Origin of the sequence: Mycolicibacterium wolinskyi str. Jessa 2025 (assembly GCF_049241375.1) — a bacterium.
Taxonomy (GTDB): Bacteria; Actinomycetota; Actinomycetes; order Mycobacteriales; family Mycobacteriaceae; genus Mycobacterium; species Mycobacterium wolinskyi.
Window position 1 is genome coordinate 2,934,458 of sequence record NZ_CP185960.1, and the last position, 26,948, is coordinate 2,961,405.

Annotated in this window: 27 protein-coding genes; 20 read left to right on the forward strand and 7 right to left on the reverse strand. The window is 61.9% G+C overall.

The window, feature by feature from the left end; all coding sequences use genetic code 11:
- The first annotated feature begins 21 nt into the window (after positions 1-21).
- The 17 genes from ACOI2T_RS14430 to ACOI2T_RS14510 all read left to right on the forward strand — a co-directional run bounded on the left by ACOI2T_RS14430 (position 22) and on the right by ACOI2T_RS14510 (position 17,981).
- The gene (locus ACOI2T_RS14430) at positions 22-333 is read left to right on the forward strand and encodes a hypothetical protein (RefSeq protein ID WP_421876841.1); all 312 of its coding nucleotides are present in this window, start codon (positions 22-24) and stop codon (positions 331-333) included.
- A gap of 219 nt (positions 334-552) precedes the next feature.
- Complete coding sequence (locus ACOI2T_RS14435; RefSeq protein WP_409501708.1) at positions 553-1,890, forward strand: MFS transporter; 1,338 nt, start codon at positions 553-555, stop codon at positions 1,888-1,890.
- A gap of 126 nt (positions 1,891-2,016) precedes the next feature.
- The gene (locus ACOI2T_RS14440; protein WP_409501709.1) at positions 2,017-3,399 is read left to right on the forward strand and encodes an amidase family protein; all 1,383 of its coding nucleotides are present in this window, start codon (positions 2,017-2,019) and stop codon (positions 3,397-3,399) included.
- Between the two features lie 142 nt (positions 3,400-3,541).
- Complete coding sequence (locus tag ACOI2T_RS14445; protein ID WP_421877308.1) at positions 3,542-4,699, forward strand: aspartate aminotransferase family protein; 1,158 nt, start codon at positions 3,542-3,544, stop codon at positions 4,697-4,699.
- Positions 4,700-4,761: 62 nt separating this feature from the next.
- The gene (locus ACOI2T_RS14450; RefSeq protein ID WP_409501710.1) at positions 4,762-5,427 is read left to right on the forward strand and encodes a TetR/AcrR family transcriptional regulator; all 666 of its coding nucleotides are present in this window, start codon (positions 4,762-4,764) and stop codon (positions 5,425-5,427) included.
- A 395-nt stretch (positions 5,428-5,822) separates the two neighbouring features.
- Complete coding sequence (pdxS, locus tag ACOI2T_RS14455) at positions 5,823-6,734, forward strand: pyridoxal 5'-phosphate synthase lyase subunit PdxS (RefSeq protein WP_409501711.1); 912 nt, start codon at positions 5,823-5,825, stop codon at positions 6,732-6,734.
- Positions 6,735-7,188: 454 nt separating this feature from the next.
- Complete coding sequence (locus tag ACOI2T_RS14460; RefSeq protein WP_409501712.1) at positions 7,189-8,640, forward strand: gamma-aminobutyraldehyde dehydrogenase; 1,452 nt, start codon at positions 7,189-7,191, stop codon at positions 8,638-8,640.
- Positions 8,641-9,332: 692 nt separating this feature from the next.
- A complete protein-coding gene (locus tag ACOI2T_RS14465) occupies positions 9,333-10,238 on the forward strand; it encodes an ABC transporter permease (RefSeq protein ID WP_409501713.1) in 906 nt (301 codons plus the stop codon).
- Positions 10,235-11,050 carry an ABC transporter ATP-binding protein gene (locus ACOI2T_RS14470; RefSeq protein WP_409501714.1) on the forward strand — a complete coding sequence of 272 codons (816 nt, stop codon included), beginning with the start codon at positions 10,235-10,237 and terminating at the stop codon, positions 11,048-11,050. Before ACOI2T_RS14465 ends, ACOI2T_RS14470 begins: the two co-directional genes overlap by 4 nt.
- Before the next feature lie 18 nt (positions 11,051-11,068).
- Positions 11,069-12,049, forward strand: coding sequence for an ABC transporter substrate-binding protein (locus ACOI2T_RS14475; protein WP_409501715.1), 981 nt, complete (start codon positions 11,069-11,071; stop codon positions 12,047-12,049).
- Between the two features lie 73 nt (positions 12,050-12,122).
- Positions 12,123-13,442: a sulfatase-like hydrolase/transferase gene (locus tag ACOI2T_RS14480; protein WP_421876847.1), complete on the forward strand. Its 1,320-nt coding sequence runs from the start codon at positions 12,123-12,125 to the stop codon at positions 13,440-13,442.
- Positions 13,443-13,516: 74 nt separating this feature from the next.
- Positions 13,517-14,485, forward strand: a complete 969-nt coding sequence (locus ACOI2T_RS14485; protein ID WP_421876849.1) for a hypothetical protein — start codon at positions 13,517-13,519, stop codon at positions 14,483-14,485.
- Positions 14,486-14,493: 8 nt separating this feature from the next.
- Entirely contained in the window at positions 14,494-15,381 is an 888-nt protein-coding gene (locus tag ACOI2T_RS14490) for a formylglycine-generating enzyme family protein (RefSeq protein WP_409501717.1), read from the forward strand.
- A gap of 19 nt (positions 15,382-15,400) precedes the next feature.
- On the forward strand, positions 15,401-15,706 hold the full coding sequence (locus ACOI2T_RS14495; RefSeq protein ID WP_409501718.1) for a winged helix-turn-helix transcriptional regulator: 306 nt from the start codon (positions 15,401-15,403) through the stop codon (positions 15,704-15,706).
- 10 nt (positions 15,707-15,716) lie between these two features.
- Positions 15,717-15,854, forward strand: coding sequence for a hypothetical protein (locus ACOI2T_RS14500; RefSeq protein ID WP_409501719.1), 138 nt, complete (start codon positions 15,717-15,719; stop codon positions 15,852-15,854).
- A 114-nt stretch (positions 15,855-15,968) separates the two neighbouring features.
- Positions 15,969-16,469: a hypothetical protein gene (locus ACOI2T_RS14505; protein ID WP_421876852.1), complete on the forward strand. Its 501-nt coding sequence runs from the start codon at positions 15,969-15,971 to the stop codon at positions 16,467-16,469.
- 528 nt (positions 16,470-16,997) lie between these two features.
- On the forward strand, positions 16,998-17,981 hold the full coding sequence (locus ACOI2T_RS14510) for an abortive infection family protein (protein ID WP_409501721.1): 984 nt from the start codon (positions 16,998-17,000) through the stop codon (positions 17,979-17,981).
- A gap of 464 nt (positions 17,982-18,445) precedes the next feature.
- Here ACOI2T_RS14510 and ACOI2T_RS14515 read toward each other — a convergent pair whose 3' ends face one another.
- The 7 genes from ACOI2T_RS14515 to ACOI2T_RS14545 are packed head-to-tail and all read right to left on the reverse strand — an operon-like array spanning position 18,446 to position 23,341.
- Entirely contained in the window at positions 18,446-18,592 is a 147-nt protein-coding gene (locus ACOI2T_RS14515) for a hypothetical protein (RefSeq protein WP_409501722.1), read from the reverse strand.
- Between the two features lies 1 nt (position 18,593).
- Positions 18,594-18,863: a hypothetical protein gene (locus ACOI2T_RS14520; protein WP_409501723.1), complete on the reverse strand. Its 270-nt coding sequence runs from the start codon at positions 18,861-18,863 to the stop codon at positions 18,594-18,596.
- 17 nt (positions 18,864-18,880) lie between these two features.
- On the reverse strand, positions 18,881-19,906 hold the full coding sequence (locus tag ACOI2T_RS14525) for a DMT family transporter (protein ID WP_409501724.1): 1,026 nt from the start codon (positions 19,904-19,906) through the stop codon (positions 18,881-18,883).
- Positions 19,903-20,226 carry a hypothetical protein gene (locus ACOI2T_RS14530; RefSeq protein ID WP_409501725.1) on the reverse strand — a complete coding sequence of 108 codons (324 nt, stop codon included), beginning with the start codon at positions 20,224-20,226 and terminating at the stop codon, positions 19,903-19,905. Before ACOI2T_RS14530 ends, ACOI2T_RS14525 begins: the two co-directional genes overlap by 4 nt.
- An 18-nt stretch (positions 20,227-20,244) precedes the next feature.
- The gene (locus tag ACOI2T_RS14535; RefSeq protein ID WP_409501726.1) at positions 20,245-21,135 is read right to left on the reverse strand and encodes a sugar phosphate isomerase/epimerase family protein; all 891 of its coding nucleotides are present in this window, start codon (positions 21,133-21,135) and stop codon (positions 20,245-20,247) included.
- Positions 21,132-22,304, reverse strand: coding sequence for a dihydrodipicolinate synthase family protein (locus ACOI2T_RS14540; protein WP_409501727.1), 1,173 nt, complete (start codon positions 22,302-22,304; stop codon positions 21,132-21,134). Before ACOI2T_RS14540 ends, ACOI2T_RS14535 begins: the two co-directional genes overlap by 4 nt.
- The gene (locus tag ACOI2T_RS14545; protein WP_421877311.1) at positions 22,301-23,341 is read right to left on the reverse strand and encodes a Gfo/Idh/MocA family protein; all 1,041 of its coding nucleotides are present in this window, start codon (positions 23,339-23,341) and stop codon (positions 22,301-22,303) included. Before ACOI2T_RS14545 ends, ACOI2T_RS14540 begins: the two co-directional genes overlap by 4 nt.
- A 320-nt stretch (positions 23,342-23,661) precedes the next feature.
- On the opposite strand from ACOI2T_RS14545, the gene ACOI2T_RS14550 reads away from it, so the two are divergent.
- From ACOI2T_RS14550 to ACOI2T_RS14560, 3 genes are all read left to right on the forward strand, one after another.
- Positions 23,662-24,720, forward strand: coding sequence for a LacI family DNA-binding transcriptional regulator (locus tag ACOI2T_RS14550; protein ID WP_421876857.1), 1,059 nt, complete (start codon positions 23,662-23,664; stop codon positions 24,718-24,720).
- 142 nt (positions 24,721-24,862) lie between these two features.
- Complete coding sequence (locus tag ACOI2T_RS14555; protein ID WP_409501730.1) at positions 24,863-26,467, forward strand: GMC family oxidoreductase; 1,605 nt, start codon at positions 24,863-24,865, stop codon at positions 26,465-26,467.
- Positions 26,464-26,943: a hypothetical protein gene (locus tag ACOI2T_RS14560; protein WP_409501731.1), complete on the forward strand. Its 480-nt coding sequence runs from the start codon at positions 26,464-26,466 to the stop codon at positions 26,941-26,943. Before ACOI2T_RS14555 ends, ACOI2T_RS14560 begins: the two co-directional genes overlap by 4 nt.
- The last annotated feature ends 5 nt before the right edge of the window (positions 26,944-26,948 follow it).

Here is a 26,948-nt window from a genome sequence, read left to right on the forward strand (position 1 = left end):
CTGCAACCCGAACGGACGGTGATGGCCTGGCAGCGCACCATCGTCTCGCTCGCCGCAGCCAACACCATAGGCATGCGCCTCTATTTCCCTGAACTGACTAGCTGGGTTATCGCTGGGGTGGTCAATTCAGTTGTTGCACTGGGCGTTCTGTGGTTTCTTGCGCACCGCCGGAGGCAGCACACTATGGAGAGCTTCCCCCTGGCTGATCTGTACCACCGTGGGCATCTACCGACGAGCCCCTCACGACCCGACGGTTTAACCCTCGCGCTACTGGCACTCATCGCCTCGTGTAGCAGCACTGTCGCCCTGGTACACGTCCTTAACATCGCGTGACCGAAGATCACCCTTCCCAAAGGCTATTCGTTTACGGTTCGATACCGTATATTAATGTAACGCGGCCCACACCGTTCACCTCTTCATAGTCGTCATCACTTCGTTCGGGCTTTCGCGTCCACGCGACGCAGGGGCTCGGTTCATCGAGTGAATTGCTGCGGACTTTCGTCGGCTCTCAGACCGCATCCTCTGCAATTCTTGTTCTGATGGGAGTCAGTCATGCACCACCCGATAGTTCGATCGCCCAGTACCAGTAAGAGCGCGGGGGCGTCGCCGGCGCGTGTTGCGACGGCATCGCTGGTCGGAACCGCATCCGAGTACTACGACTTCTTCCTGTACGGCACCGCCGCTGCGTTGGTGTTCAATCGTTTGTACTTTCCGGCGTCGTCGCCCCTTGCAGCGACGCTGGCCTCGTTGGCGACTTTTGCCGTCGGATTCGTCGCGAGGCCGATCGGAGCGGTCATTTTCAGCCACATCGGTGACCGGTACGGCCGGCGGATCGGGCTCATCTACACCATCGTGCTGATGGGCGTCGCTTCCGGCGTGATCGGGCTGTTGCCGACTCACGCCTCGATTGGCGTCGCTGCACCCCTTGCCCTGGTCTTCTTACGCCTTTGCCAAGGGCTCGCGGCGGGCGGCGAATGGGGAGGCGCAGTCGTGTTGTCGATGGAGCACGCCCCGCCGCGGCTTCGCCCACTGTACGGGGCTATCCCCATGCTCGGTTCGCCGATCGGTCAACTGCTCGGCACGGGGTTCTTCACTGTTGTTGCGCTACTGCCGGATCCAGATTTCTTCAGCTGGGGTTGGAGGATTCCGTTCCTGGTCTCATTCGGCCTGTTGGCAATCGGTCTGTGGGTGCGCCTCAAGGTCGACGAGTCGCCGATGTTCGTCGCCTCGAAGGCCGAAGAGGACTGTGCCGGAGGCAATGGCTCAGGCGTCACCACGAGATCGCCGCTGATTGAGGTGATGCGCAAGGATTGGCCACGGATCCTGCTGGGTTCGGCGGCAGCGTTCATCGGCATCGGCGGATACTTCTTGATGACAACCTTCATGATGAGCTACGGAACAACCACGCTCGGACTGTCGCGCAACCTGGTCCTCCAGGCCAGTGCCATCAGCGCATTTGTCGAGTTGATAGTTATTGCCATCGCGGGCATCCTCTCACCGAAATACGGGCCCTGGCAGGTGTGCATGTTCGGCTGCGTCTCAACAATCGTGGTCGCCGGCCCATGCACGTTGGCTATCGGATCAGGGTCATCTGGGGCCATCGTGCTTGGAATCGTGGTCGTCATCGGGTGTGTATCAATACCTTTTGCCCCCATCGGGGCACTCTTGGCTTCCATGTTCCCGACGCGCACTCGGTACAGTGGAACGGCTGTCTCCTTTAACATTTCGAGTGCCGTCGGCGGTGCTACGCCGTTACTAGCAACCGCAGTCATGTCACTGGTCGACGGGCAACTATGGATGGTGGGCGTGCTCGTGGCGATGGTGGCAGTCGTCAGCATCGTTGGTCTGCTTGGAATCCGAATCCAAATGCGCCGCCTCACTTATCTCTAACTCAAGCCCTCACACCGAGCTAGCGCCATGGCTGAAAATGAGCTTGACGGTATGTGCCGCCACAAAAGAAACGCGAGAAGTGAAGTGCCTCGAAACGACGTCCAAACATGTCCAGAGAAAACGGGCTTGGCCGAATTGACAGCGACACAGCTATCGGAAGGCTTCAGAACGCGGCGACTTTCTCCTGTCGAGGTGGTCTCCAGCGTCCTCGACCGCATGGCTGCCGAGCAACCGCGGATCAATGCCTTGGTGTCCGTGCTCGATCACCGCGCGCGGACTGAAGCTCGCGAAAGTGAAAAGCGTTGGCATGAAGGTCGTCCATTGAGCCCGTTGGACGGTGTTCCCTTCACGATCAAGGATGCCCTCGATCTGACCGGTTCCACAACGCGTCGTGGGAGCCGAACGACGAACACAGATCCTGCGACCGCAGAGTCCCCAGCCGTGGAGGCGATGTTGGCGGCTGGTTGCATTGCCGTGGGCAAGACCGCAATGGCCGAGTTCGGGTGGACCGCGACGACAGATACTGTGCTGCATGGGATTACGCGTAACCCCGTCGACACCACACGCACCGCCGGCGGGTCCAGCGGAGGGTCGGCAGCCGCTGTTGCGGCGAACCTCGGGCCGATAAGCCTCGGTACCGACGGCGGCGGGTCGGTCCGCATTCCTGCAGCGTTCTGTGGTGTCGTGGGTTTCAAACCGACGCAAGGCCGAGTGCCGCTGTGGCCTCCGACACCGTACGGCACCCTCGCACATGTGGGCACCTTCACCAAAGACGTGACCGACGCCGCGGCAGTGTTCGAGGTTCTCGCCGCATACGAATACCCCACCGGAGTGGACCGAACACTCGGCTGGAACAGCCACGCTCATGATCATCCCGTGCGCAGCGTCGAAAAGATGCGTGTAGGAGTCATTGAGCAGAACTCCTCGGGCGCCACCGAAGACGTCGCACGCTCAATTGCGGAGTCCGTCGCTCACTTTCAGGCGATGGGCGCCGACGTCACCGACATGGGTCCAGCGTGGGATCAAGATGAGGTCGAGGCCGCGTTCCTCGTCATGTGGAGATCCGGTCTGGCCGGAATTCTCATGTCGATGTCCGATGCCGATGTCGAGCTTCTCGATCCGAGTATGGCGGCGGTCGCCCGGGAAGGTATGCAGATCACCGGTGCTCAATACGCGAACGCGCTGTCGGTGTGCGCACGTTTACGCGAACGCATGCGTCACATCCATCAGCGGTTCGACATTCTGCTCTCCGCAACAACTCCACAACCTGCTCCTCTCGTGGGTGCGCAGAGCGATCCACGGGGACCGGCGCTGACGTGGCCGAAATGGTCTCCCATGACCTATCCGCTCAATATGACTGGGCAGCCGGCGATTTCAGTGCCGGGTGGAACCAGCCGCGAAGGGTTACCCATCGGGATACAGATCGTCGGCGACCTGCACCAGGACGCGCTCGTTCTGCAGGCTGCTCGGCAGCTAGAGAGGTACCGAGCGATGAATACCACGGACTGACGGGATTCTCGCCCGTGCGCGAGAGCAAGATCGGTGAGGGGATAGGAGCGCAATGACAGACGTCGATCAGCATCGCGTCGCGATGGGGCAGTCGAAAAGGGCCATGTGCCCATTTCTGCCCGCATACGCACCGCCTTCGGTCATGTTCGTTCACGGAGAGGGAACATGGCTCTGGGACTCGCGGGGACAGCGCTATCTCGACATGGTGGCCGGGGTGGCAGTGACGAGCCTCGGCCACAGCCACCCGAGGGTCGCCGCGGCGCTGGCGAGCCAGGCGAGTCGGCTATTGGCCGTCAGCAACTACTACGCCACCGATGTCGCCACCGATGTCGCTGAGCAGTTAACCGGGTTGCTCGGCGGCGGGCAGGTGTTCTTCGCCAACTCGGGGGCCGAGGCGAACGAGTGCGCTCTGAAACTCGCTCGCCGTCACGGTGGGCGGGAGCGCCCGATGATCGTTACCGCCCAGCGGTCGTTTCACGGACGCACATTCGCAACTCTGGCCGCAACGGGACAGCCGTCTCGGCACGAGCCCTTCGCGCCGATGCCACCGTGGTTCCGATACGTCGAATTCGGCAACCACGACGCTCTCGAGGCTGAGCTGGCCAGCGGCGACGTCGCCGCGGTGCTGCTGGAGACCGTGCAAGCTGAAGGCGGTGTACATGTTGCAACGCAGCAGTATTGGGATCGCGCCCGTGTCCTGTGTGATCGATACGACGCTTTGCTGATGCTCGACGAAGTGCAGACCGGGCTATCTCGTACGGGAGCCTGGTTCGGACATCAGCTATACGACCTCCGACCAGACGTAGTGACGTTGGCCAAGGCCCTCGGCAACGGTGTGCCGGTTGGCGCCTGCTGGGCAAACAATAAGGCAGGAACCGGATTTCGTCCCGGCCTGCATGGCAGCACTGTCGGTGGCCAGCCGCTGGCCATGGCCGCTGCGCGGGAAGTACTTACGATCATGGCCGAGCTAGATGCACCGGCCTTGGCCCGGCGTGCCGGCGAGCGGTTACGGGTCGAACTGAGACGGGTAGCCGGCATCGCCGAGGTCAGGGGCGAGGGGCTCCTCTTGGCGGCAGAACTCGACACTGGCCAGGCGGTGGCAGTGGCGACCGAATGCTTGCGCCAGGGGCTGGCTGTCAACGCCGTGACCAGTAGTGCGCTGCGGCTCACGCCCTCGCTGCTGATCAGCGATGCAGAGATCACCCTCGCCTGCGAAGCCATCGCGACATCGATCGCCGAAGTTGCGAAACAGCCCGTGGCCACGGCACCTACAAGTCAAAGCGGGTCGGTACTGTACTGAATCGACATGGTGGAAAACGCTGCAGTTCACGCCGTTGACGACTCCGAATGGGTGGACCAGTTATGACAGACGGTGATGGGCACAAATTGGCAGATCGAAAGCCGCGCCGCCCGAGAACAGCTGTAGACGGCGATACCGACGCCGTGGGCGAATCCCCTCGCCCACGCCGTGGTCGCCCCCGCAAAGAGCGCACGACCAAGCTCGTCGTCGCCAGTGCCGTCGAATTGCTCCTTGAACGTGGGTACGGGGCGGTCTCCATCGAGGCGGTCGCCGAGCGCGCCGGAGTGACCAAGCCGACGATTTACCTGCGTTGGAGCAACCGGTACGAGCTGCTGCTAGATGCATACCGTGCCGTCATCACCGACCTCGATCCGCCTGACCTCGGTGATCTAAGAAAGGAACTGCGTTGGCTTCTTACCGCCCGAGCCAAGATCTACGCAGCTCCCGGAGCGGACAAGGTGCTGGCCGGATTGGCCAGCGCAGCTACGGAAGACGAAGGCTTCCGAGTGGCGGCCGCCGAATCGACCGCGCGCCTCATGGCCCCCTCACGGACGATCCTGAAGCGCGGCGTTGCGCGGGGGGACGTACGGCCGGACATCGACATTGATGCCGCCGCCACGCTCATCGCCTCCCCCATGGTGTACCGGCGGATCTTCGAGATGGCCGAAACATCCTCAAAGCAGATTGACGAATTTTGCGATCTACTGATTCGCGCGCTGCTGAAGTAGCGCGTTCCGTCGCTCGACTGTAGTTAACATTCAGGTCAGAACCAACAACGCTCGCCGGAGGCCCCGGGTTCCCGGACAAGGTGGGATGTCGGCCTTCGTGCTGCCAAAACCCCTGCGGCACAACAGTGTGTTGGCCGCAGCTGTTGGTAGGCGACAATTCGTCGGGCCAATAAAACCCCCGCTACTGAAACACTAGCGATGCTGTGGTCCGACACCCGCGAGAACCATTCGTCGCCCACACATAGCGCCTACCCATCGACCTTCCAAGTGTTTCACCGCCCGCGAATCGACCATGCTCTGTGTGCCGCGTCGATTTCGTGCCCGCCGGGCCGGGTGGGCTCACTTCTGAGGACGCATGGTGCACACCCTGCGACGAGTTGCCTGGAGAAACCGTTATGAACACTCCGAATGCTGCTGCCATGCAGAACGGAATCGGCACGGCGCGTGTGAAGCGTGGTATGGCTGAGATGCTCAAGGGCGGCGTGATCATGGATGTGGTCACTCCGGAGCAGGCTCGCATTGCTGAGGGTGCGGGTGCGGTGGCGGTGATGGCGTTGGAGCGGGTGCCTGCCGATATCCGCGCCCAGGGCGGGGTGTCGCGGATGAGCGATCCGGACATGATCGAGGGCATCATCGATGCGGTGACCATCCCGGTGATGGCCAAGGCCCGCATCGGCCATTTCGTGGAGGCCCAGATCCTGCAGAGCTTGGGTGTGGACTATGTCGATGAGTCGGAGGTGTTGACCCCGGCCGACTACACCAACCACATCGACAAGTGGCGCTTTACCGTGCCGTTCGTGTGTGGGGCGACCAATCTGGGTGAGGCGTTGCGCCGGATCACCGAGGGCGCGGCGATGATCCGCTCCAAGGGTGAGGCCGGCACCGGCGATGTCTCCAACGCGACGACGCACATGCGCAAGATCGGTGGCGAGATCCGCCGGTTGACCTCGATGGCTGAGGACGAGTTGTATGTGGCGGCCAAGGAGCTGCAGGCACCGTATGAGTTGGTGGTGGAGGTGGCGCGGGCCGGCAAGTTGCCGGTCACGTTGTTCACCGCGGGCGGTATCGCGACGCCGGCCGATGCGGCGATGATGATGCAGCTCGGCGCCGAGGGCGTGTTCGTCGGGTCGGGCATCTTCAAGTCCGGCAACCCCGCGCAGCGGGCCGCCGCGATCGTCAAGGCCACCACGTTCTACGACGATCCCGATGTGTTGGCCAAGGTGTCACGTGGTCTGGGTGAAGCCATGGTCGGCATCAACGTCGAAGACATCCCGGCCCCACACCGGCTAGCAGAACGCGGCTGGTAGCGAATCACCGCCACAGCGGGGTGAAACCTCGCACGTCTCTGGGCAGTGTGCTGTGCTGCCCTCGGTCGTTCCGTGCGAGCGAGGCAAGCGGCCGGGTAGGCAGCCGCGTGACGACCACGCCGCCTAACTGGGGGAGCGGTGGGAGTACGCGCGGCGATACCGATGGCCCGTCATGTCTTTCGAATCTTCAAAGGCGTTGAGCAATCTGGGCAAGGTCGGCCAGAAGTCGCCATCAACTGCGCGCACTCGAAATTCCGACCTTCGTCTCGCTTAGCCGTGAGCTCCATCTTGCAGGCGGCGCCTTTCGAGGCAACACATTGTCACGACCCCTACGGCATCGGCGACAGTCTGCGCCTTATCTATGTGGTCGCCATCACTCACGGTGGACTACACACCCCTGCGCACTCAACCCGCCAGTCAACCCGGTGAGCAGAATCAGAGAAAGGATCGTCAGATGACGAGCTACCCGAAGAGCGATTCGAACGACGAGATCGTGAATTTCGTCGGAGGGCGCTCGCAGAGGCCGGCTACCGACGAATTCACCCAGCTAGTCGACCCGACGACTGGCGAGCCCAACGGTCAAACACCCGTCACGGGATCCGCCGAGGTTGATGCCGCAGTCCGCTCTGCAGCCGACGCGTTCGAAACGTGGCGACGCGTCACACCCGGAGAGCGTCAACGTCTGCTGCTTGAGTTAGCAGACTCCGTGTTGGCGCACAGTGGCGAGCTAGTCGCCCTGCAGGCCAGAGACACTGGGCAGCTCAAGCGATACATCGCCTCCGAGGAAGTGGAGCAGGGCGCTGATCAACTACGGTTCTTTGCGGGTGCCGCGCGACTACTCAACGGAGCGGCCACCGCCGAGTACCTTGAGGGACACACATCGAGCATCCGGCGGGAACCTATCGGAGTCATCGCTCAAGTGGCGCCATGGAACTACCCGTTCGGCATGGCTGCGTGGAAGATTGCCCCCGCTCTGGCAGCCGGCAATGCCATCGTGCTGAAGCCAAGCGAAACGACGCCTCGCTCCACTGTCTTGCTGGCTCAACTGGCCGGAGAGATCCTCCCGCCGGGGGTCTTCAATCTCGTCAACGGCGACGCCCGCACCGGGAGGCTTCTGGTCGAGCACGACATCCCCGCCATGGTGGCAATCACGGGCTCGGTACGCGCCGGCATCGAGGTTGCTCGTTCAGCAGCGTCGCGGCTGGCGCGCACGCACCTAGAGTTGGGCGGCAAGGCACCCGCTGTGGTTTTCGGCGACAGTGACGTCAAGTCGGCCGCTAAGGGAATCGCTTCGGCCGCATTCTTCAATGCGGGCCAGGACTGCACCGCCGCGACGCGGGCTATCGTTCATCGTTCTGTCCTCGACGACTTCACAGAGGCCCTCGTCGCCGAGGCCCAAAGTCACCGTCCCGGCGCCCCTGATGATACGTCGGCGGCGCTCGGACCCTTGCAGAATCGCCAGCACTTCGACAAGGTGGCGCGCTTCGTGTCTACCCTGCCCGAGCACGCCTCGGTTCTGACCGGCGGTGCTCAAGTGGGTGATCGTGGTTTCTACTTCGCTCCCACGGTCATCGGCAACGTGGCCCAGAACGACGCCATTGTCCAGCAGGAGGTTTTTGGACCTGTCGTCACCATCCAAGCGTTCGATGACGAGGCAGAGGCAGTCCGCCTCGCTAACGGTGTGCCCTACGGCATCGCGGCCAGCGCGTGGACTTCAGACCACGGCACGGCCACGCGGATCAGCGGGGAACTGAACTTCGGCTGTGTGTGGATCAATGATCACTTGCCATTCGTATCGGAGATGCCTCACGGTGGCTTCGGCATCTCGGGTTACGGAAAGGACCTGTCGGTCTACGGATTCGAGGATTACACACGCATCAAGCATGTCATGAGTGCACACCGCTAGCGGCATAGCCCTGTGTGTCCCGTAGGGACGAATCCTGCTCGCGTAAAGCCGATTTGGTACACAGTTGAGCCCTGGCCATCGTCGAGGTTCGGGCTTAAGGGAGACGAGTACTGATCAGCGATGGTGGAGGTATTCCAAGGAGGGCACCAGGCGGTCGAAGGTGTCGAGCGCCCGTTATTGCTCGCGGCCTTAGCGAGACGCCGCCTCTCGATAAACAGGCCTTCCACACTCCAGATATACGAGAGGCATTGAGCGTCAACGTAGTCCGACGTTGGACCATGTGCCCCACTTCACCAATCCCGCGTTGGTGGTACACGGCCCTGCACGGGTTGCGGAGAGCGGCACCCATTCCCCTGCTGCCGAGCTGGCCGCAGCGATTGTTTTAATCCACTGTTGCGCAACATGTTTCAATTGCGTGTTGCGCAGCTCCGGTCTGCCACCGTGACGACCGCGCCTGGGTCATCCTTCATCTGGAGTTCAAGCACGTAGGCCCAAATGTGTCCCAAATCGCTTCCGCTGCAATACTTGACGTGGATCGCGACGCGCGCCATAGTGATAGATAGCACTCTACTAACCCCACGTTGGTGGGGGAGTGAACAAGTTGCAGCGCAACGCTATACGGGCCCATTAGGCGCCATGTTGATGCGGGCGGCCCGTGTCAGTCAGAGAATGCGGCTCTTAGAGAATCCGCCATGAACCCAGGAGCACTGTTGCAAGCCCTAGATCGCTCCGGCCTCGAATCAACTGTGCCGGCAGCCAAGTCAACGACAAGCAGCGACGGCGCGGGCCAACCCGAGCAGACGCGACGACGCGCGAAAACCAAACGTGGAGGGGCAATGAGCAGAGCGAAGCCCGCCATCATCGCGGCTATCTGGATGCTCGTTCTCCTCGTCGCGTGGACGCTTGTGGCGCGGTTCATCGACGACAGGGTGATCCTTCCGGGCCCCGGGGAGGTGTGGTCTCGTGCGCAGCAGCTGTTGTTCGCATCGGGATCAACGATGTGGACCGACGTCGGATACAGCATCACCCGAGTCATGAGCGGATGGGCGCTGGGCATCGGCGTCGGCGTACCCCTCGGTGCGCTGATGTCGACAAATCAATACCTGCGCATACCGTTTGATCTGATACTGCAAGCCGGACGCGCCGTTCCACCGCTCGCCTTCATCCCTCTCCTGATCGTGTGGCTCGGCATCGGCGAGACCTCGAAGATCTTCCTCATCTTCGTGGCCACGGTGCCCATCCTCACCGTGGCCACCGTGGCCGGCATCGAAGGGGTCGACAGGTCGCTGGAACGTGCAGCGCTGACCCTAGGCGCCTCGCGGTGGACACTGATCCGCAAGGTCGTCATCCCCGCCACCATCCCGGACATCATCACCGCAATGCGAATTTCATTGGGTCTCGCGTGGAGCTGCGTCGTTGCGGCGGAGCTGATTGCCTCTACCGAGGGCATCGGATACCGCATTCTGCAAGCAGGAAGGTACTTGGAGACGGAAACGATCTTCGTCGGCATCATCGTCATCGCCCTGCTCGCGCTTATCAGTGACATCGGCCTGCGGCTGCTCTACGGCCTGGCATCTCCTTGGCGGGGGACGGCATGACATCGACTCAGCAATCGAAGCTGGAGGAATACAACGTGGACATCGCCCTGCAGCTTAAGGACGTTGCTTACAGCTATACCGGCAAGCGCAACAACGCACCCATCTTGCAGGGGGTGTCCTTAGACGTCCACGCCGGTGAGTTTGTCTCAATCATGGGGCCTTCGGGCTGTGGAAAGTCCACACTGCTGAACATCGTTGCAGGCTTCGAAGAACCTAGCGCCGGGACGGTCACAAGCGCCGGCAAGGTCGTAGCCAAGCCGGGTCCAGATCGCGGCTTCGTCTTCCAGAAACCAGCGCTCTATCCGTGGATGACAGTCCGGCAGAACACTGAGTTCGGGCCCCGAGCCCGGAAGGTTGGCCGCGATGTTCGGCACCATGCCGAGGCGATGCTGGCCGAAGTCGGCCTGGCGGGCTACGAGGACTACAAGACCTACGAGTTAAGCGGCGGGATGCAGCACCGAGTGGCGATCGCGCGCACACTGGTCAACGAGCCTCAGCTACTGCTCATGGATGAACCATTCGCCGCTCTTGATGCGCAAACACGCACTGAAATGCAGGCGCTCGTTCTCGACATCAGGCGACGTCACAACTCGACGGTGCTGTTCGTCACGCACGACATCGAAGAGGGACTTCTGCTCTCAGATCGTGTCGTGATCCTCGGTAGTCGCCCGGCGCGGGTCGTCGACATCATCGACGTTGACCTCGAACGACCACGGACCTATGACACGGTAGCCACCCCGGCCTTCATCGATCTGCGGCTCAAAGTCCGAAACCTCATCGCGCAACAACAAGCGCTACGCGATTCGGCGTAGCGAACGAAGAAGGACACAATGAAAATTACCACCATCACCGCCATCGCCATGGTCGCGATCGCCGCCGCTGCCTGCACCCCGCACTCAAATAGCGCCGACGGCTCGTCCGGCACGAAGACAATCGGCATCTTCAATCAGCCCAGCACCTTTCGCGCCGGCAATTTGACGGGAAAGTTCGTCGACCTCGACATCAAGACCGCCGTGATCGATTCCGGCCCCGCAGCGCTACCGCTGCTCAAGCGTGGCGATCTTGCGGCGTTGACCGATGTGGTTGGGCCGGCAGCGCTCATCGCCCATGGCAACGACGTGGCGTCCAAAATCGTCTGGGTTACCAGTGACGCCATCTTCAAGGTGGTCGGAGGTCAGAACGTTCGCTCGGCTCAAGACCTAGTGGGCAAGAAGATTGCCGTCGTTCCAGGATCGATCCTCGAGTATGCCCTGATCTCCTTTCTGGAAAAGAACGGGATGAGCATCAATCAGGTACAGATCGTCGACCTCGCTCCGGAATCCCAGCCGGCGGCTTTGCGGACCGGGCAGATCGATGCCGCAGTTGCTTGGGAACCAGCGGGCACCGACATGCTCGCTGCCGGCGCCAACGAGCTGGGCAGCCAGCGCGATCCTCAATTCGTGATGGTTTCACAAGCCGTCATCGACGACGACCCCGAGTTCGTTCAGAAATTCGTGTGCGACTACGCAGCCTCGCAAACGGCGATGCTCAAGGATCCGGATGCCGCGTATACCGCTATGCAGAGGGACATGCATATCCCAGCTGACAAGCTGAAACTGCTCCTTCCCGTCGAATTCGTGCTGGACCCGAACGCGGCGCTCCAGCAGCTGTCGTCAACGCCGGAAAAGCTAAGCCCGTTGGGGGAAACCCTGGTAGCCGAAGGGAAGTACTTCGCCGATCAAGGGAAGATCCCGGCGGCGCCGAACCCGGCAGAGATTCCCGACCTCTTCGAGACGGCCTTCGCTGAGAACGTCGTGGCGGGGAAATGCTAAACGGAAAGACGGAGCGAAAAACCTGGTTCGAACATCGCAGAGCATTCTTCGACCACCCATCCACTGAACGAAAGTGAAGGAAGATCCCGTGCAGAACAATCCCTCCCGTGTCAACCTCCCTCAGCCGGTCCCCGCACCGAGCACACGAAACCCCGGCGCCCTGTATATCCACGACACCGAACTGCCGACACCGGCCAAACCCGGGCTTCCCGCTCCGACAGGCGCACCCAACGTGCTTATCATCCTCCTCGACGACATGGGATTCGGCGCGTCCACCGCGTTCGGGGGTCCGTGTGAGATGCCGACGGCAGAGCGCCTCGCCGGCGGCGGAGCCAAGTTCTCACGGTTTCATGTCAACGCCATGTGCTCACCCACTCGACAGTCGCTGTTGACGGGCCGCAATTCTCATGCCGTCGGCATGGGAGCCATCTGCGAACTCTCGACTACCGCACCCGGCTACACCGGAGTGCGCCCGGATAGCGCCGCAACACTGGCGCAAGTCCTCCTCGCCAACGGGTTCAACACCGCGGCCTTCGGCAAGATGCATCAGACACCAATGTGGGAGGTCTCACCGGCAGGCCCGTTTGACCGCTGGCCAACGGGTGAAGGCTTCGAAAAATTCTATGGTTTCGTCGGACCCGAGATGAACCATTGGGACCCTTTACTCTACGACGGCACGTACCCGGTCGAACCCAATAAAGATCACGATCCTAGCTACCACCTATCGGAGGACCTCGCCGACCAGGCCGTGCGGTGGTTAGACATGCAGCGGGCGCTTGGGCCGAATAAGCCGTTCTTCCTTTACATGTCGATGGGAGGCACCCACGCGCCGTTGCACGTGCCCGATAGCTGGCGCGAGAAGTACCGAGGCGCCTTCGCAAAGGGATGGGACGCACTGCGCGAGCAGACGCTGGCGCGTCAGAAGGCGATGGGGATAGTGCCCGAAGAGGCAGTGCTGTCGCCGTGGCCAGATGGCCTGCCGCACTGGGACGAACTGAGCCCGGAGGCCAAGCGGGTCGCCGAGGTGTACATGGAAACCTATGCGGCGATGGCCGAACACACCGACGCCCAGATCGGGAAGGTCGTCGACGCGCTGCAGGACAGTGGGCAGCTTGACAACACGCTGATCTTCTACATTCTTGGTGACAATGGCGCTTCCGGCGAAGGGTCGGTCAACGGCACCCTCAACGCGGACCGCAGCTATAGCGGTATCGACGATGAGATCGATTACCTTGTCGAGCATTTGGACGAGGTGGGTGGACCCAAGTCCTACCCTCTGTATCCGGCCGGATGGGCCGTTGCGACGTGTACTCCGTATCAGTACACGAAGCAGGTCGCCTCGCATTTCGGAGGTACCCGGGACGGGATGGTCGTTCACTGGCGGCCGGCCTGAAGGCGCATGGTCAGCATCGCCATCAGTGGCACCACGTCACGGACCTGTACCCGACCGTGTTGGAAGCTGTCGGCGTGCCCGCGCCCGAGAGTTTTGCGGGCGTGGCTCAGCAGCCCGTCGATGGTACGAGCATGCTGTACACGTTCGAGGATCCCGACGCTGCAGACCGGCGGCTGACACAGTATTTCGAGACCATGGGTAATCGCGCCATCTATCATGACGGCTGGATCGCTTCGGTCAAACACCGCACTCCCTGGTCCACCGCGGCGAAACCGGATATGCGGACGGAGGAGTGGCAACTCTACGACCTGACCAATGACTGGTCGCAGGCTATCGATGTCGCCGAGCAGAATCCCGACAAGCTCGCCAGGCTCAAGGAACTGTTCATGATAGAAGCCGCTCGCAACAGCGTGCTACCCATCGACGACCGCGGCTTCGAGCGAATGAGCCCACAATTGGCGCCGCGTCCAGCACGCGATAACGGCGGTGAGGAGATGATCCTTAAGCACGGCATGACCAGGATCTACGAAGACGCTGCCATCAACCTGAAGAACTGCACCCACCGGGTGGCAGCCACCGTCGAGGTGGGTGCCGATGGCGGCGAAGGTGTCATCGTGGCACAGGGTGGACGATTCGGTGGGTGGGCGCTGCACATCGTCGAAGGCCGACCGGTGTACACCTACAACTACTTCGGGCTTTGGACCGTCGACGTCGAGGCTGCAGATCGGCTGAAACCCGGTACCCACGTCATTGAGATGCGCTTCGATTACCGCGGGTCCGGCATGGGGGGCAACGCTGAACTAGCTCTATGGGTCGACGGCACACCGGAATCCTCGGGCAGCTTGGCCGAAACGATGCCCCTGGTGTTCTCTAGTCACGAAACGCTGGATGTGGCAACAGATTTAGGGACGCCCGTCTCGTCGCGGTACGACGACATGGCGCCGGACTTCAACGGCCGCGTCGTTGAGGTCAAGCTCAGCGTCTCTGACCGAGCCCCTGACGATGCCGAACGGAGGTTAAACCATCGGATCGCTCAGCAGTAGCCGCCGCCATGCAGACGCTCGTAATTCCCGGCGGTATTGCTCAGCTGGGTAGCGATCATCACTACGCGGAGGAGCGGCCGCGGCGTGACGAGCCTATTGGGACGGTGGTGTTCGACGAACATCCTGTGACTAACGCCCAGTTCGCTGAATTCGTCTCCGCCACTGGCTATTGCACGATAGCGGAACGTCCACCGAAGGCTGAAGACTTTCCCGACGCGCCGGACCATATGTTGGTGCCCGGCTCGATGGTGTTCACCGCATCCACCGGACCGATCAATCTCAGCGACTGGACTCGGTGGTGGCGATGGCAGCCGGGTGCATCTTGGCGCGCACCATTAGGTCCGGACTCGGACTGGAGGATGGCACCCGATCATCCGGTCGTCCATATCGGGTGGGTGGATGCTGACGCTTACGCTCGGTGGGCAGGCAAACGGCTGCCCACCGAGCAAGAGTGGGAGCACGCGGCACGAGGCGGCCTTCGCGACTGCGAGTACGCCTGGGGCAGTGAACTGACACCCGGTGGGATGGCGATGGCGAACATCTGGATCGGTCAGTTCCCCTGGAGGCGGCACCACCATGGCGGTCATCCGTACACGACACCCGTTAAGGCGTTCCCTGCCAACGCCTATGGACTCTACGACATGATCGGAAACGTCTGGGAATGGACGAGCAGCGCCTGGAGGGCATCACACGCCAGCAGGGCGGCCGATACACGCCCCGAGTCGGGATGCTGTCCATCTGCATCTCGGCGGGACGACGACCGAAAGGTGACGAAAGGAGGATCACATCTATGCTCGCCCGATTACTGCAGACGGTACCGGCCATCGGCACGGCAAGGGCACGGTGTGAACGACACGAGTTCGCACGTCGGGTTCCGATGTGTGAACTCGGTTTAGACGTGTTAGGCGCACCCCGGTGATCAACGAGATCGATCTCGACATCATCTCGGAGCTGCGGCGAGATGGACGACGCTCATGTGCAGGCATCGCCAAAGGCGTCGGAATCTCCGAATCCGCTGCACGGCAGCGCATCCGGAACCTGGAACGATCGGGTGCTGTTCGGGTCTTCGCTTGGCTGATCCGCATCGGTTTGGAGTGGCGCGCCGGGCCAGGATCGGAATTCGGTGTTCCAGAGACATCACTAAGTTGGCAGGCCGGCTCGCCGACCTTGCGCAGTCTCCCACGTCGTTCTCACTGCTGGCTGCTTCGATGTCGTCATTGAAGTCGACTGCGTGGATGACGATGCACTCCTACAACTCATCAGCAGCGAACTGCGCGTGTTACCGGGTGTGCTCTTAACCGAGACGATGGTCTGCATGAAGGTGCTCAAACACCGTGGGGCGTGGCGCGGACACGGGAAGGATGCGTAATGCCGTGGCCAGCCACACATTGCTGCATGCCCCTGGGCGGGTGAACCCCGATGGCGATCGATCTCCACAGTGCACCTAAGACGCTGCACTTACTGCTTCTACATCCTCGACATCGTGGAGATCGCCGGCCTGGAGCACCGCGAGCCGACCGAGGTCGCCCAGCTGTACTACACGCTGAGCACCCACCTGGGCATCGACCACCTACTCACCGCGATCTCTGCACTCGAAGACGCCGACCGCTGGGATGGACTAGTCAAATCGACATTACGCCAGGCCGTGTATGACGCGATGCGCTCGCTATGCCGCGACACCGTGTCCTTGACTGCCGAAAGAGAGCCGGTCACGACACAATCGCAGAGTGGGGAACGCACCAACCGCTCGCGCCTGGCCGGCTCCCGCGCCATAGCCATCGGGATCATCGATCGCGGCATCTATGACGTCAAGACCCTCACCGTCGCCACCCGCCAACTCCGCACCATGATCAGCAAAGACCGCTACCGACGCCACCACGATCAGCCAGCCACCCGATGTTGTGACGCCCTCTCGCCGCGTCCGTCCCGCCCACCGATACAACTGCTGCTTTGGTCTTTGCTGCCCTCCATAGCTGTGGAGTAGGGCCGACCAAGCGTGCCAAGCTAGCGCTGGACCGACTGTGCCACGCCGGCACGATCTGCCGGACGGTTGCATTCGGCTTCTGCAGCGACTGTCATAACGATGCTGCATCTACACCCGTCAGGCCGATCACGTTGCTATGCCGGAAGTTTCAGCGGATAGCTCGCCAACTCGTCTCGATGGGATGACCCGGCGTCAACTCCTGGTACGACCGCAATCACGGCAGCAGCTCACCGGTGGCCGAAGACAAGGACGATGCGATCGCCCGCGAGCAAACCCGGAAGGAGCCACATGCTACGGCTACGTTGAGGCTCCGGTATCACACGAAACGGGGGTTCAGGGGAACCCCAGACGTCGCCCATGCTGCTTGGGTTAACCCGGCATCGATGAGCGACGCTTCCGGGTTTGTTCAGAGTGTCTCCGATAGGTTCTGGTCGAGCCGGCCGCGTCCATGACGCGCGACACCCTCGGCGAACGCGCTCCGTCGGGCGGTGCCACCAGCCGACCGTTTCGCATGCGATGCTTCCTTACATGGCAGATGATTTCGACCTCGCGCCGCCGGTAGGAATTGATGCGCAGGCTTGGCGCACGGTTATCGCGCATCGCGACCGCCTGAAGGGTTCTGTCACTCACAGCGCAGATCGTTCGTTAGTTATCGGGCAAGCGAAGGAGCTCGCAGAGTGCGTGGCACGGGTGGTGGTGACGGAACGGGGTGGTGTGGCCCCAGCGAACATGGACTACGTCGAAGCGATTGAAGAAGCACATTCGGTTCTTCAGCGCCAACCCGGTCGGGACTTGACTCAAGATCCCGAGCTCCGCGAAGTCGTTCAGGGTGCGAAGAAAATCGTTCGTCGCTTGCGCGAGATCCGCAACTCGTTCGGATCGGGCCACGGTCGAGCACGTGAGCCGGTCGTCGAGTTAGAGATGGTCGACGTCACGGTTGCTGCAGCGATGCTGTGGGTACGATGGGCTCTACGACGGCTTGAGTCGTTAATCTTCGGTCAGCCAACGACACTGATTAACGATCTCTTGAACGGCGGGGTGTTCTACGGCGGACAGCTCGCCGAGCGGCTGCGCGCCGCAAACATTGCTGATCTAGACGGTGCGATGCAGCGCAGACTAGGAAATGCAGTAGGTGTCCGGGCTATGCGGGAGACATTCAATGTCCGCATCGAAGGAGTAGAGGCCTGCGCGGAGTCATCGGCACTCGATCGGTGGCCACCCGACTATCGGCGAGGTGTTGTCTACGCGCTACTGCTTGACGAGGCTGGGCGAGCGAGGACTACGGAGTGGGCGCTATCGATGATCCCACCTCTGCTCGGGCCTATCGACGGCCAGGCGGAAGTATTGAGCGAGCTGGCAACGTCTCTTTCGACAGAGCGATTCACAACAGGCGACTGGGGCAGAGATCATCAATTGTATAGCGTTGCTTCTTCGTTGACTCCTCGGCTCAAGCCTGCTGCGCGGCCGATCTGGAAGGAGATCACCCGGCTCCTGGACCCGGGGGCGTTCTAGCATAAGTTCGAAACTCGTAGTTGACTCCCGGACTGGACGCGATGGGCGGGCGAGGAGCGCTGCCCAACTCGAGCGTTAGCTGGAATTCGCATACTGACGCGCCGACGCGGGCCGCCTCGATCACGTCCTGGCGAGTCAGGTCGTCGTGTGAAGCAAGTGGGTGTCCGGCGTCTGCTGCGAGCATGGCCGTCTCTCGTCGTCGTGGCGACGCGTCCCGCGCATATCCCTTCTGGCGACGTCACGTGAGCATGTCGAATATCAGCTATCAGTCAGCTTGAGGCTACATGCGCGTGTGGTTGGTGCACGCCCGTCCAACGCTGCCATAACCCATCGGCGATGGGGGACGCCACACAGCGACCAATGCCAGCATCAGCGCATCCCCGTTCATCGCGTCGGCGAACTAGCTGGTGTTCAGTGTGCCCTTGAACTTATTGCGTACCAAAACGATCCGATGTTGAGTGGATTCAGTGGGCACTGGCGATGAAGTCGATTAGGTACTGGGAGAAGATTACGGCGACGATGACGGAGAAGACGAGAAATCCGAGTGCCCAGGCTCGGGCATCGAGAAGCGGGAGCGCTGTCGCGGATGATTTGGGTTCGCTGCTGTCCATGTCAGAGGTCCTTTCGGTAGAAGATGTCGATCAATACGCCGCCGATCGCGCATAGCGCGACCACGATGCCGCAGAACACCCAGCCTGCGCCGCCGCCGCCTGATTGTGCGTACCAGTCGTTGATGTAGATGAGTACGAGAACGCCAAGCAACAGCGCGCACAACACGATCAGTGCTGATAGCCGTCGAGTTTTGGCTGTCCGCGCGCCGGCGAGATAGGTGTCGGCGATCAGGGATTCGGAGTCTGCTTGTGGGTTTGGCTGCTCATCCATGAGGTTTCCTTGGCTCGTTATCCGCGCTGACGCGCGATGTAGGACTTGGGCTCGGTGACGATGAACATCGCGCCTACGACGGTGCATATCGAGCCGACTATGACGATCGCGCTGAATGGGGCGCCGTAGACGGTCAGCGAGAAGAATGCGATGAAGAAGAAGGCAAGGGTGTTGGTCAGTACTCCACCGCGCACGGCGCCGGCGTAGGAAATTCCGATGTAGTAGCCCATGATCATCCAGATGGCCCAGCCGAGGCCGATGACGGCTCCCATGGCGATTAGACGCGGGTCCGTCCATGCGAGCCGGGCGATTTGTCGGCCGGAGGGGAACAGGAGGAACAAGAGTGCGTTGGCGATAACAAGTTCCAGAAATGCTCGCCACCAGAGGAACCCCTCGGCCGGCATCAAATCTGTGCCCGCTGCGATTGCGAAACTCTCGAAGCCCCAAGTCAATACGGCAACAATGATGATCAGTAGACCGACTGCGAAGTGTAGTCCTTGTGTCGGAGCGCCGATCTGGCCACCGGAGACGGCAAGCCATATACCGATGGCCAGGGCACCAAGCCCGAGTAGCGTTGAGGGCCGCAGGATTCGTTCGCGGTAGAGCGCGGCGCCGATGATTGCACCGACGACGCCTGCGAGTCCGCCGACGGCTCCCGCGAGTGCGCCGCCGATGAGGCCTGATGCTGCGGCGAAGCAGAGGTCGCCGACGAATCCGCCGACGGCAACGAACAGGTTCCACCAGCTGACCCGATGTCCCAAAACTCGCAGCGCGTCGCGCCAAGTGCCGCTGACTGCGAGAAACACCGCGACGCCCAGGACGCCGAATGGCACTTGGAGTACTGCAACGAGCGCGAATGCACCAGTGGGGGCTTCGATATTGAAGGGCGGCGCGCCGACGATTGAGCCTAGCAAGCCGAAGGCGAGTCCTAGTGCTGGGGCGGCTAGGACGGCATAGATCATGCCCATCCGCGTCTTCTTACCGTCGGCCAGCCGGGACCGTTCAGCGAGATTGGTGGCGCCTGCGGGCTGGAGATGGGTCATCGCGATGGGTCCTTGCGGGAAATGGTCACGGCGTCGAGGTCGGTGGGAAGGTAGGTGTCGAGGTTGAGCTGGTACTCGATGAGGGGCCTGACCGATTCGGCGAGACGGTATTGGCGCAGTATTTGGCCGCGGTGCTCGCGCTGGTCGAGAACGTCGACCCAACCTACAGTGCTGAGTCCGATGAGATCTTCTCGTAGGCCGGTTAATTCACTGTCGCGATAGTGCTGTCGCATGAGCGAGAACAGGTGGTGCTCCCAAATTCCTCGGTCGCCTCGGTGATAGAGGGTCATCGCGGCTTGGTATTTCGGTGCTGGTTTCATCGTGCTTCTTTCGTGTGGCTAGGAGTGCCGCTGATTCGGCGGCCTGATCGACCCGTAGGACAGCCCGATGTCGTCAAACCGCTCCGAGATCATGGCTGCGGCTTGCCCATACGGCATATTCCAGAGGTCCTGGTTGAAGATCTCCACTTCCACGTCACCTGTGTAGCCGGCTACCTCGACTGCTTCGGTGAGTGCGCGCAGGTCGATGTGGCCGTCGCCCATGATCCCGCGGGCGAGCAGGCTGTCAACGGGCAATGGGGTGATCCAGTCGTTGACTTGGTAGGAGGCGATCCTGTGTTCGGCTCCCGCCCGGGCGATCTGATCGAAAACCTCTGGGTCCCACCAGACATGAAAGGCATCGACAACCACGCCTACGGTGTGGGCCGGGAACGGAGCCGCGATGTCGAGCGCTTGGCGCAGTGTCGAAATCACCCCGCGATCAGCCGCATACATGGGATGCATGGGCTCGATGGCTAGGGTGACGCCTGCGGCCGTCGCGTCATCAACGAGAGCGCCAATTGCGTCCTGCGCGCGTTCGCGAGCGCCATTGAGGTCGGTGTCGGTGGCGGGCAAACCTCCAGCGACGAGTACCAGCACGGCGGCAGAACCCTCGGCGCCGGCCGCGGCGAGTGCGGCGGTTTCCTCGATGGCACGGCGGTTCTCGGCGAGTGCGTCCGCACGGGCGGACTGCCCTGGGGCGGTGACGAAACCGCCCCGGCACAGGCTCGATACGCGTAGGCCGGCATTGCTGACCAGCCCGACGGCCTTGGCCAGACCGACAGCGGCTACCGGCTCACGCCAGAGCCCAATTGCGCTGATACCGGCCTCGGCGGTGACGGTGAGGGCCTCGCCTAGTGCGGCGTACTTGATGGAGGCCTGGTTGAGCGACAGCCGCTGATGCGATGTCATGAGCGCACCGTCGATCGGACACCGTAGACGGTCAGTAGATCAGTCCAGCGTTGTGCGGCCAGTTCGGGGTGTTCGAGTGCACCTGCGGCGTCGGCGAGCTGCACCAGTCTCGACAGATGAGGCAGACTTCGTGCCGAATGTAGACCGCTGACCATCGCAAACGCTGGCTGGTGACCATTGAGCCAAGACAGAAACGCCACACCGGTCTTGTAGTACTCGGTGGGGGTGGCGAAGACGTGACGGGCCAGCGCTTGGGTGGGTTCCAGGAGCGCGCGAAATGCGCGCTCGTCGCCTTTGTCAAGTGCTGACAGTGCGGCTGATGCGATGGGTGCACAGGTGGCAAATGCGCCGAGGAGCGCGTCACAGTGACCCGTAGCATCACCGGCGATGAGGTCGACGTAGTTGTAGTCGTCGCCGGTGAAAACCCTGACAGAGTCAGGAAGTTCACGTCGAAGCGCGATTTCTGTGGTCCCGTCGAGGAGGCTCACTTTGATACCGGCGACCTGGTCGATGTTATCTTCGATGATCGCGCGCACCGTTGCGCGGGCGGCTGCGCTGTCGTCGGATCCGAAGTAGCCCGCCAGTGCTGGATCGAATGGTGTTCCCAGCCAGTGCAGAATAACCGGTCTTCCAGCGCGAGACAGTACTGCGTCGTATACGCGGCGGTAATCTGCCGTTCCGTCGGCGACCCGTGCGAGATGGCGGCTGGCCATCATGACGACTTCAGCGCCCACATCCTCGGCATAGTGAAGCTGCTCGACGTACGAGCCGATGACCTCGTCGAGCGAAATGTATGTCGTGGCCACGTGATCAGTGTTGATGCCCACCACCAGCGCTCCACCGACAAACTGCGCCTCTGCCGCGCTGCGCCTAATCAGCTCTCGAACCGCGACAGCGTCGAAACCCATGTTGCGCTGGGCGGTGTCCATCGCGTCGGCCACACCTAAATGCCACGACCACAGGTGGTGGCGAAACTGCATGGTTGCGTCCCAATCGATATCGGCTGGGGCACCTGGCACATTGTTGCCGGTGAGTCGGGGAACGACGTGGGCGGCGGCGTATGCGATCCGCGACGTTGGTGCTGCCGAGTCGGGTTGACTGAAGTCGTAGTCGCGGAGTTCGTGCGTGGTGAGTGTTCCGGCCTCATCGATCAGTGAAATCACAGTCATCGGACGCTCACGGCGAGGTCGTCGTGGTGATCGGCGCCCAACTGCCCGAGATGAATTCGGCTACCGGTGCGCGAGCTTTCCAAGCCGGCCTCGGCTAAACGTACGCCTCTGGCACCCGAAAGAAAGTCGTAGGGATGCGGTCCGTCCTCGACGACGTGGCGGATGAATTGTTCCCACTGAGCTTTGAAGCCGTTGTCGAACGGAGTGTTGTCCGGCACTGACATCCAGTCGGCTGGATAGTCGTGGGTGTCGGGTAGATCTGGGTTCCAGACCGGTCGGGGAGTGACGTTGCGGTGCTGAACGCGGCAGTCGAACAGTCCAGCTACGGCGCTGCCGTGCGTTCCGTCGACCTGGAACTCCACGAGTTCTCGGCGGTTTACCCGGACAGTCCAACTGGAGTTCAGCTGAGCCATAATCCCACCGGAAAGCCCGAAAATGGCATAGGCCGCGTCGTCTGCCGTTGCGACATAAGGGTTGCCGGCCTCGTCGACACGGGACGGAATATGGGTGGAGGTCTGCGTGTAGACCGATTCCACGGCCCCGAAAAGGTGTTCGAGCACGTAGTTCCAATGCGGGAACATGTCGACCACGATTCCGCCACCGTCCTCGGCACGGTAGTTCCAACTGGGTCGTTGGGCGGATTGCCAGTCACCTTCGAACACCCAATACCCGAATTCACCGCGCACCGAAAGGATTCGACCGAAAAAGCCTGAGTCGATCAGCTGCTTGAGTTTGGTGAGCCCGGGCAGAAACAGCTTGTCGTGCACCACACCGTTCTTGACGCCGGCACGCCGAGCACGGTGCGCCAGGTCGAGCGCCTCGTCGAAGGTTTCGGCCGTGGGCTTCTCGGTGTAGATGGCCTTGCCGGCATCGATGGCCTTGCGCAGTGCGGGAACTCGTGCCTTTGTGACTAAGAAGTCGGCATAAATGTCCCACCGGGAATCGGCTAAGCACACGTCGAGGTCGGTGGAGATATGGGAGATGTCGTGGCGGTCGGCGATCTCGCTCAGCTTCTTGAGGTCTCGCCCGACCAGCATCGGCTCCACTTGCACTTCGAGTCTGGCCGTCGGAGAGCAAGACCCCGCCCTGGTCCCGGATCGGCAGGATCGAGCGTGTGAGGTGTTGGCGATAGCCCATCCGACCGGAGGCCCCGTTCAAAATAATTCCGATACGCGTAGGTGGCATGGATTCCTCCGATTTCGACCAATTTGGGTAAGCGCTTTCCATGGAAACACGGTCGCCGTGAGTCTCGCAACAATCGGGTGCTGTTCGGGTCTGGGACACGGTTGGCTCTAGGCCGGTCGGCCAAGTGGGCGACTAGAGTTGCTGGTTAAGTGCAAGACGACGGAGGACGGTGGTGGAGAGCAGCGTTGTGACTCTGCAGGACGTGGCAGACCGGGCGGGGTTATCGCTGGCTACTGCATCGCGAGTGCTCAACGGCAGCAAGCGCGTGGTCGGTGAAGCTGCCGCTGCTCGGATCCGCCGCGCCGCCGAGGAACTCGGCTACGTCTCCAACGGCCCTGCTCAAGCGCTCGCGCGTTCGGCGACCTCGGTGGTCGGCCTCATCGTTCACGAGGTGGATGACCCGTATTTCGGCGCGATCGCCCGCGGCGCGATGACGGTAGCTGCCCGGCACGGACTACTGACAACGCTGGCCAACACCTTTCACGACCCCGACCGGGAGATCGACTACGTCAAGCGGCTGCGCGCGCAGCGAGTTCGCGCTTTGCTTCTCGCAGGCAGCGGGGTGATTCGCGAGGGCCACACTGAGGCGCTCGACGAGGCGCTGGCTGGATTTGAACGCAGTGGCGGGCGGGTCGCGCTCGTGAGTGACTACGGTTTGCCGTATCCGACGGTGCTGCCCGCGAACACGCGTGGCGGCGCCCAAGTAGCTCGACATTTGTACGATCTCGGGCACCGCAAGGTCGGGGTCATCCTCGGCCCCTCATTTCTGTTCTCGGTGCGTGACCGCTTGGCGGGCTTCATGGACGCTTGGTCGGCATTCGGGCTTGCGACGGAGCGAATTCCCGTGGCAGGGGGTGGTTTCAGTCGTGATGGCGGCTTCTCTGCGGCCTTGGAACTGTTCGACCGCGATCCCGAGATCACCGCGGTGTTCGCGCTCAACGACTTGATGGCGGCCGGCGCCTTGGCTGCTGTGACCGAACAACTCGGCCGCCAGGTGCCCACTGATGTGTCGGTGGTCGGCTTCGACGATCTATGGTTTGCTGCCGACCTGCGCACGCCCTTGACGACGGTCCGACTGCCGCTGGAAGAGATGGGTGCCCAGGCGATGGAGATGATCCTCAGTGCCGACGATGCCGGCACCGGCCGTCCTCGAAACATCCACGTGTCGGCTGATCTCGTGGTTCGGTCGAGCACGGCGCCCGCTGCGGCGTCCACAGACTTCGCGCGCTGAGCCACGGCCTTCCCTGCGTTTCACTCTGCTGGGGCCTGCTTCTTCGAAGTGACGCTTGCCACACGATGGCCTTACCACCTATGGTCGTCGGGAAAGCGCTTACCAACCGCGTTGGGCGTCTCAAGCGCTGGAAAGGATCGTTATGGAACACGCTGACGTCCTGATCATCGGCGCTGGGGCGTCGGGTGGTGTCGCCGCAGGGGCTCTATCGGCTGCCGGCTTCGACGTGGTCTGTCTGGAACAGGGGAATTGGCCGCAACGTGCCGATTACCCGGCGCAACGAAGCACTTACGAGCTGGAGGCGCGCAAGCAGTGGTCGGGTAGTCCCAACGTACGGAGCAATACCGCGGACTACCCGATCAACGACAACGCGTCTGACATCGCCCCGTTGATGTTCGCCGGTGTCGGAGGCAGCATGATCCTCTACGCGGGAGATTGGCCTCGGTTGCTGCCGTCGGATTTTCGGGTGCGCACCCTCGACGGTGTCGCCGACGATTGGCCGCTGCGCTACTCCGACCTGCAACCGTTCTACCAGCGCACCGATGAGGCGTTTGGAGTCTCGGGTGTCGAGGGAGATCCCGCCTATCCCGAGGGCGCGGGCCCGCCGCTTCCTCCACTGCCCATCGGCTCGATCGGGGCACGAATGGCACGGGCTCATGACAAGCTCGGATGGCACTGGTGGCCGGCTGCGCAGGCGGTGCTTTCGGCTCCGTATCGAGGGCGGCGCCCATGCGTACAGTTCGGCGCATGCATGCAGGGTTGTCCGGAGGGGGCCAAGGCCTCTACTGACCTGACGCATTGGCCCGACGCGACCGCCAATGGTGTGCGCCTCCATACAGGTGCCCGGGTATCTCGAATTCTCATGTCGTCGAACGGTTTAGCTTCCGGTGCTGAATTCGTGCGCCCTGACGGTTCGTGGGATGCCGTCCATGCCGACGTTGTCATTCTTGCTGCCAATGCCATTGGGACACCGCGGATTCTGTTGAACTCTGCAACGTCCGAGCATCCCGACGGCCTGGCCAATTCCAGCGGAATACTTGGACGGCGCCTAATGGTGCACCCGTTCGCCAATGTCACGGGCTACTTCGATGAAGACCTCTCCAGCTGGAATGGCCACGTAGGAGCCAAGATTGCGTGCTATGAGTTTTATGAGACTTCGCCCGATCGCGATTTCGTGCGAGGGGCGAAGTGGAGCCTGGCTCCGACCGGGGGGCCGCTCAACGCAGCGATGCCAACACGCGCAGGCGAGGACGTCTGGGGCGAAGCGCATCATGACCACGTGCGCCGACACCTCGGACGCACGATCAGTTGGGGAATTTTCGGTGAAGATCTGCCCGACGCTAATAACCGAGTGACTATCGACGCCGCACTCACCGATTCGTCTGGTATCCCAGCACCGAAGATCACCTACGCGGTGAGTGAGAATTCACGCAGGCTCCTCGACTTCCACATCGCTCGCGCTGTGGAGTCCATGCAGGCCGCCGGTGCCTACGACACAGCAGTCGAATCGCTGATGCGCTACTCGGGTTGGCACCTTCTCGGCACGGCGCGAATGGGTGACGACCCGCAGACTTCGGTAGTCGACCCGTACGGGCGCTCACATGACATTCCCAATCTCTACATTGTCGATGGCAGCGTCTTCGTCACCTCCGGTGGAGTCAACCCGACCAGCACTATCAGCGCACTGGCTCTGCGATCGACCGAACATCTCATCGCCAATCGCCGCAACCAGAAGGTTCCCGCATGAACGCCCCCACGGTTCAGGAGCTTCCGATGCCCATCATCGCAACGTCACAACCCTCCGTCCACAGCCGTGATTCAGGCGTCACCGACGAATGTCGTCACTGGCTCAGCGAGGTGGGAAACCTCCTCATTCCCGCATCGGAAACGATGCCCTCGGCAAGTGATGCAGGGGTGAGCGCCGCTCAACTTGACATTGTTCTCAAAGCCCGACCCGATCTTGTCAATGACTTACAGATGGCGTGGGCCCGTACCCGTGGAGTTCCCCCTGCGGCCGCCCTCGACCATCTGCGCACCACTGATCCCGTTCTCTATCAATCTGTTTGTTTGATCGTCGCGGGCGGCTATTACACAAACCGCGACGTGATCAAGCGACTCGGATACACCGGGCAGCAGCCTCGCACCGCTCAAATCGGCGGAGACATCGACGAGGACCTGCTGATGCGCGTTGTCGAACGCGGCCCCAGATATCGCCAAGCCTGACCGCT